The organism is Pseudomonas sp. G1002 (genome assembly GCF_013385455.1).
Taxonomy (GTDB): domain Bacteria; phylum Pseudomonadota; class Gammaproteobacteria; order Pseudomonadales; family Pseudomonadaceae; genus Aquipseudomonas.
Window position 1 is genome coordinate 22,180 of record NZ_JACAPY010000010.1, and the last position, 6,181, is coordinate 28,360.

The window sequence follows — 6,181 nt, forward strand, 5'->3', positions numbered from 1 at the left end:
GTTGTTTGTAAACTCTTGACAGGCTTCGCGGAATGTTGACAAAGCAGCGTCCAAAGCCTCGATTCTAGTACGTTCGGCGCCCTTGACGGCGTCGTCCCACAATTATTCAGATGGTCGTTAGCAGCGGTTGAGTCTGCGTTACCGATCACCCCAAGTCTCCTGATTGAGGTTTTACTGCCATGGTTCGTCGTACCAAAGAGGAAGCTCAGGAAACGCGCAGCCAGATTCTTGAAGCGGCCGAGCAGGCCTTCTACGAGCGCGGGGTTGCGCGTACCACGCTGGCGGATATTGCCGCGCTGGCAGGCGTGACACGTGGTGCCATCTACTGGCATTTCAGCAACAAGGCCGACCTGGTGCAGGCGATGCTCGATACGCTGCACGAGCCGCTGGATGAATTGGCCAGGGCCAGTGAGAGCGAGGACGAGGTCGATCCGCTGGGTTGCATGCGCAAGCTGCTGATTCATCTGTTCCATCAAGTGGCCCTGGACCCGAAGACCCGGCGCATCAATGAGATTTTGTTTCATAAGTGCGAATTCACCGATGAAATGTGTGATCTGCGCCGTCAGCGCCAGACCGCCAGCCTCGAATGCAACCTGCGCATCGGGCTGACCTTGCGTAACGCGGTCCATCGCGGGCAGCTTCCGGAGAATCTCGACACCGTACGTGCCGCGGTGTGCATGCACGCCTATATCGACGGAATTCTCGGCCAGTGGCTGCTGGTGCCCGACAGTTTCCAGTTGGCCCAGGACGCAGAGCGCTGGGTCGATATCGCGTTGGACATGCTGCGCTTGAGCCCTGGCCTGCGCAATTAAGACAAAATGCGTAATTGCGACCAGTTGTGTCAACAATAAACACCGGGGGTGGTCAATCAGGCTTTTCCCTGATTTTGTGGGGTGACGTTATATACGGGCTGGCGGGCGGTTGATAGGTAGTTGGCTAAGTATTTTGTAGCAATATTGTTGCAAGGCTGTGAAGGAGTGTTTCCTGCGGCCCATAAAAAAGCCCCGGCTCTCGCAAGCCGGGGCTTTTTCGTTTCAGCAGATCAGAGTGCCAGGGTCGGGTAGTCGATGTAGCCGACCGGGCCTTTGGCGTAGAAAGTCTCTGGATGTGCTTCGTTCAGCGGTGCATCGGCCTTCAGGCGAGCCGGCAGGTCCGGGTTGGCGATGAACGGCACGCCGAATGCCACGGCGTCAGCCTTGCCCGAAGCCAGCCACGCGTTGGCGCTGTCCTTGGTGAAGCGTTCGTTGGCGATGTACGGGCCACCGAAGGCGGCTTTCAGTTGTGGGCCGAGGCTGTCGCCCGCTTCCTTTTCACGGGAGCAGATGAACGCGATGCCACGCTTGCCCAGCTCTTTGGCGACGTAGGTGAAGGTTTCCGACAGGTTGGCGTCGCCCATGTCGTGTGCGTCGGCGCGTGGTGCCAGGTGCACACCGACGCGACCGGCGCCCCAGACTTCAATCACGGCGTCAGTGACTTCGAGCAGCAAGCGTGCGCGGTTTTCCAGGGAGCCGCCGTAGTTGTCGGTGCGCTGGTTGGTGCTGCTTTGCAGGAACTGGTCGAGCAGGTAGCCGTTCGCACCGTGGACTTCCACGCCGTCAAAACCGGCGGCCTTGGCATTCTCGGCACCTACGCGGTAGGCGTCGACGATATCGGCGATTTCAGCGACTTCCAGGGCGCGCGGGGTAGGGTAGTCGGCCAGTGGACGCACCAGGCTGACGTGGCCCTTGGCTGCGATGGCGCTTGGGGCAACCGGTGCTTCGCCGTCCAGGTACGACTCGTGGGAGATCCGGCCCACGTGCCACAGTTGCAGGAAGATCTTGCCGCCTGCACCGTGCACGGCCTTGGTCACATTGGCCCAGCCGCGAACCTGGTCGTTGGACCAGATGCCCGGGGTATCCGGGTAACCCACGCCCATTGGCGTTACGGAGGTGGCTTCGCTGAGGATCAGCCCGGCGGAAGCGCGTTGGACATAGTACTCAGCCATCAGCGCATTGGGCACGCGACCGGCGTCGGCACGGCAGCGGGTCAGCGGCGCCATGATGATGCGGTTCGACAGTTCCAGGTCGCCCAGTTTGATCGGATCGAAAATAGTCGTCATGGGATAACACCCTTCTCTTTAGTTGATCAGTTAGTCGCGGGGGCCAGGTCGGCATCGCCGGTCTGACGGAAAGTAATCAGGGTCACCAGCAGCGCGAGCACGGCCAGTGCAGCAGCGGCCAGGGGCACGCTGGTCAGGCCGAAGCCGTGGGCAATCACGCTGCCGCCCACCCAGGCGCCGAGGGCGTTGCCGATGTTGAAGGCGCCGATGTTCAAGGTGGACACCAGGTTCGGTGCGGCCTTGCCGAAGGTCACCACGTTGATCTGCAGTGCCGGTACGGCGGCAAACGAGGCGGTGGCCCAGAGGAACAGGGTGATTTCAGTCGGGATCACGGCGACGCTGGTCCAGGTCAGGACGGTGGACACCACCGCCATGCTGATGAACACGCCGATCAGGGTGGCAGCCAGGCGCTTGTCTGCCAGCTTGCCGCCGATGATGTTGCCGACGGTCAGGCCCAGGCCGATCAGCAGCAGGGTCCAGGTCACGCCTTTGGGCGAAACACCGGTGACGTCCCCCAGCAGCGGCGCGACGTAGGTGAAGAGGGTGAACATCGACGCAGCGAACAGCGCGGTCATGCTCAGCGACAGCCAGATGCCGGCGCCTTTGAGTGCTCTGAGCTCGGCGCGCATGTCGAGTTTTTCCTCGTCACGCTTGGCCGGCAGGAAGCGGATCAGGCCGATCAGGGCGATCACCCCAATCACCGTCACGGCCCAGAAGGTCGAGCGCCAGCCGGCTTCCTGACCCAGCGCGGTGCCCAGCGGTACGCCGAGCACGTTGGCCAGGGTCAGGCCGGTGAACATCAGCGCCACGGCCGAAGCACGCTTGTTGGCCGGCACCAGGTTGGCGGCGACCACCGATCCGATACCGAAGAAGGCGCCGTGGCACAGCGCGGTGACCACACGGGCAAACATCAGCACGTTGTAGTCGCTGGCCAGGGCGCAGAGCAGGTTGCCGATGATGAAGATGCCCATCAACGCTACCAGGGCGGCCTTGCGCGGCAGCTTGGCGGTGGCCAGTGCCATGAAGGGGGCACCGATGGCCACGCCCAGGGCGTAGCCGGTCACCAGCCAGCCGGCGCCGGGAATCGATACACCGAGGTCGGCCGCCACATCGGGCAACAGGCCCATGATGACGAACTCGGTCGTACCGATGGCGAAGGCGCTTAAGGCCAGGATGAGTAGCGAGAGAGGCATTGATGGGTCCTTGTTACAGCGGTGCGCTGAGTTCTTCGGTGAGCGCTTTGAGGAAGGCTTGGATCACGTCCTCATTGCGTTTGAAAAAGTGCCATTGGCCGGCCTTCTGGCTGCTGATCAGCCCCGCCCGTTGCAGGTTCGCCAGGTGCGCCGACACGGTGGACTGAGACAGCCCGCAGCGCTGGTCGATCTGCCCGGCGCAAATGCCGTATTCGTGGTTGTGCAGCTGCTCGGGGAATTGCACTTTCGGGTCTTTCAGCCAGTTGAGGATGTCTCGCCGTACTGGGTGCGCCAGGGCTTTTATTATTTCGTCGAGGTCGATGGACATGGCAGTGATGCTCGGTTTTGTAAAACGTTATATCGCGATGAGGCGAACTTTAAATCGTTGTATCCCGATATACCAATATGATTTTGGTCTTAAACCAGATTGAATCGGTATATCGGGTTATAACGATACGTTGACGGCAGTGCTAGACTGCGCGCCATGAATTATCTCGCACATCTGCACCTCGGCGGCCAACTTCCTGCTCAATTGCTTGGCAGCCTGTATGGCGACTTTGTTAAAGGTCGCCTGCAAGGCCAGTTCAGCCCGCAAATCGAGTCGGCGATTCAGTTGCACCGCTCAATTGATCGCTACACCGACAGCCACCCGCTGATCGGGCAGGCGCTGTCGCGCTTCACCCTGACCCGGCGCCGCTATGCCGGGATTGTCCTCGATGTGTTTTTCGACCACTGCCTGGCGCGGGACTGGGCGTTATATGCCGATCAGCCGCTGGAGCGATTTACCTCTGAGGTTTACCGGGTGCTCGCCGAAGAACCGGCGTTGCCGGGGCGGCTGGCGCAGATTGCGCCGTACATGGCGGCGGATGACTGGCTGGGTTCGTACCGCGAATTTGCGGTGATGGAACAGGTACTTCGAGGAATTGGCCGGCGCCTGACACGGCCCGAAGAACTGGGCCATGCCATGCAGGAATTACGAGCGCTGTACGAGCCGTTGAGCGAGGACTTTCGGGTGTTTTACCCAGAATTGCAGCGGTTCTCAAATAGCCAGTTGGCAATACAACTATAAATGTGGGAGCGGGCTTGCTCGCGAAAGCGGTGGGTCAGCTAATGAATCTGCTGACTGATGCACCGCCTTCGCGAGCAAGCCCGCTCCCACATTTTTCACCGTGCTCGCTTCAGGCCGCGAATGCTGGCCGCGCTGGCATTTGCTCAGCTTCTGGAAGGGGGCCAAACAACGCCTTCTGCACCGCCTGCTGCGCCTGGAACGCCAGCGCCGCACGTTCCTGCCCGGCGCAGGCAATCGGCTTGAGCAGATGGATTTCCACGTCGCCCTGGTCATTGCCGAACAAACGCATCAAGTGCGAGAGCAAATCATCGTCGCCAATAAACGGTGCCAGCGGGTCGATGTGGCCATCGCGCAGATAACGAATCGCCACCGGTTGCAGCGACACATCGGCATCAATCGCACTGGCCAGTAACCGCCCGTGGAACGTACGCAGGGCGCGGCCGTCGGTGGTGGTGCCTTCCGGGAACATCAACAGCGGGTGTTGTTGTTCCAGATGACGCGTCATCTGTTTGCGAATCAACTGGCTGTCCCCCGAACCTCGGCGGATGAACAGGCTGCCTGCCTTGGCGGCCAACCAGCCCGCCACCGGCCAGGTGCGCACCTCGGCCTTGGACAGGAACGACATCGGCGCCACCATCCCCAGCAGCGGGATATCGGTCCACGATACGTGGTTGCTGACCCACAGCATCGACTGTTGCGGCAACTCACCGTGAACGGTCACGCGAAAGGGCAGGGCGTTGGTCAGCCGTGCCATGAAAAAACGCGACCAGCGCTGCCGGCGCACCATCGAGTTGGCCACGCCCAGACGTTCAAACACGCCAAACACACTGGCCATGGTCAAACCCAGGGCCACCACCACCAGCACGCGGGCAATTCGCCCGTACACCCGAAGGCGGCTCATCACATGGCTGCCTTGAAGTGGCGGGCATACCGCGGGCACAGCTCGTCGCGCTTGAGCAGGATGAACACGTCGGCCACCTGGAAGTCTTCGTCCCAGCAGGGTTCGCCGCAAATCTTTGCACCCAGGCGCATGTAGGCCTTGAGCAAGGGGGGCATTTCGGCGATGACGTTGGATGGCAGGTCCAGTGCCGGCAGCGGCTTTTTCGGCTCGGCCCGCAGGTGTTCGTTGCACAGGTAGCGTTCGCGCAGGCGCTGCATGATGGCGTGGGCCTGGATGCCGCCGTCGTGCATCGGGATGCTCGCGCAGCCCATCAGGTAGCTGTAGCCACCCTGGTTGAGGACTTCGGCCAGCTCGCCCCACAACACGGCGATGGTGCCGCCGTTGCGGTAGGCGGGGTCGACGCAGGTGCGGCCGATTTCCAGGATGGGGCCTTTGAGGTGCAGCAGGCCGTGGAGGCTGAATTCTTCTTCGCTGTAGAAGCGGCCCAGGGTGGTGGCGGCCTGGTGATCGAGCAAACGGGTGGTGGCGACGAGTCGACCGCTGTTCAAATCCCGCACGCCGATGTGGCTGCAGTGAACATCATAGTCATCCATGTCCAGGCCCAGTTCAGCGCCTTTCAGCTTGGCGTTGAATTCGCCGCTGAACACGTTGAACCGCAGGGCCTGGGCTTCCTGCAAAGCCTGGGCGCCGATCAGGCGTTCGGCTTGCAGGCGGCGTTCATTGCCGGTGTCGCTGATGCGGGCGATCTGAGTCATGGCGAGTCTCCGAGTGCCGGCCAGGGTTACGGCCGGTCGACTTGTTTGTGCCATGTCAGGCTATGTAGGGCCGGTGTCATCTCCATGAAGTTACGGTGACGCTTAGATGACAGGCATTTCGCCGGTGGGTGCTGTGTTTTTTGTGTACATATCCGTTGCTGCGGT

Annotated in this window: 7 protein-coding genes; 2 read left to right on the forward strand and 5 right to left on the reverse strand. The window is 61.3% G+C overall.

Going from position 1 to position 6,181, the window contains the following annotated elements; translation table 11 throughout:
• Nucleotides 1–179 precede the first annotated feature (179 nt).
• Entirely contained in the window at nt 180–812 is a 633-nt protein-coding gene (locus HX801_RS04880; protein ID WP_003219798.1) for a TetR family transcriptional regulator, read from the forward strand.
• Between the two features lie 230 nt (nt 813–1,042).
• Here HX801_RS04880 and HX801_RS04885 read toward each other — a convergent pair whose 3' ends face one another.
• Genes HX801_RS04885 through HX801_RS04895 form a run of 3 tightly spaced genes read right to left on the reverse strand, consistent with a single transcriptional unit; the run spans nt 1,043 to nt 3,619 of the window.
• Complete coding sequence (locus HX801_RS04885; RefSeq protein ID WP_003219797.1) at nt 1,043–2,098, reverse strand: alkene reductase; 1,056 nt, start codon at nt 2,096–2,098, stop codon at nt 1,043–1,045.
• Between the two features lie 26 nt (nt 2,099–2,124).
• The gene (locus HX801_RS04890) at nt 2,125–3,291 is read right to left on the reverse strand and encodes an MFS transporter (RefSeq protein ID WP_003219795.1); all 1,167 of its coding nucleotides are present in this window, start codon (nt 3,289–3,291) and stop codon (nt 2,125–2,127) included.
• Nucleotides 3,292–3,304: 13 nt separating this feature from the next.
• Nucleotides 3,305–3,619: a helix-turn-helix transcriptional regulator gene (locus tag HX801_RS04895; protein WP_003219793.1), complete on the reverse strand. Its 315-nt coding sequence runs from the start codon at nt 3,617–3,619 to the stop codon at nt 3,305–3,307.
• Nucleotides 3,620–3,775: 156 nt separating this feature from the next.
• On the opposite strand from HX801_RS04895, the gene HX801_RS04900 reads away from it, so the two are divergent.
• Entirely contained in the window at nt 3,776–4,360 is a 585-nt protein-coding gene (locus tag HX801_RS04900; protein WP_003219791.1) for an ACP phosphodiesterase, read from the forward strand.
• A 109-nt stretch (nt 4,361–4,469) separates the two neighbouring features.
• Here HX801_RS04900 and HX801_RS04905 read toward each other — a convergent pair whose 3' ends face one another.
• Nucleotides 4,470–5,261 carry a lysophospholipid acyltransferase family protein gene (locus HX801_RS04905; protein WP_003219789.1) on the reverse strand — a complete coding sequence of 264 codons (792 nt, stop codon included), beginning with the start codon at nt 5,259–5,261 and terminating at the stop codon, nt 4,470–4,472.
• Nucleotides 5,261–6,016, reverse strand: a complete 756-nt coding sequence (olsB, locus tag HX801_RS04910) for an L-ornithine N(alpha)-acyltransferase (RefSeq protein ID WP_008431132.1) — start codon at nt 6,014–6,016, stop codon at nt 5,261–5,263. Before olsB ends, HX801_RS04905 begins: the two co-directional genes overlap by 1 nt.
• Nucleotides 6,017–6,181: the final 165 nt, after the last annotated feature.

Bases quoted from the DNA above. Each gene is read 5' to 3' on its own strand.
- HX801_RS04905 (WP_003219789.1), bottom strand. From the start codon at position 5,261: ATGAGCCGCCTTCGGGTGTACGGGCGAATTGCCCGCGTGCTGGTGGTG.
- HX801_RS04895 (WP_003219793.1), bottom strand. From the start codon at position 3,619: ATGTCCATCGACCTCGACGAAATAATAAAAGCCCTGGCGCACCCAGTA.
- HX801_RS04900 (WP_003219791.1), top strand. From the start codon at position 3,776: ATGAATTATCTCGCACATCTGCACCTCGGCGGCCAACTTCCTGCTCAA.
- HX801_RS04885 (WP_003219797.1), bottom strand. From the start codon at position 2,098: ATGACGACTATTTTCGATCCGATCAAACTGGGCGACCTGGAACTGTCG.
- HX801_RS04880 (WP_003219798.1), top strand. From the start codon at position 180: ATGGTTCGTCGTACCAAAGAGGAAGCTCAGGAAACGCGCAGCCAGATT.
- HX801_RS04890 (WP_003219795.1), bottom strand. From the start codon at position 3,291: ATGCCTCTCTCGCTACTCATCCTGGCCTTAAGCGCCTTCGCCATCGGT.
- olsB (WP_008431132.1), bottom strand. From the start codon at position 6,016: ATGACTCAGATCGCCCGCATCAGCGACACCGGCAATGAACGCCGCCTG.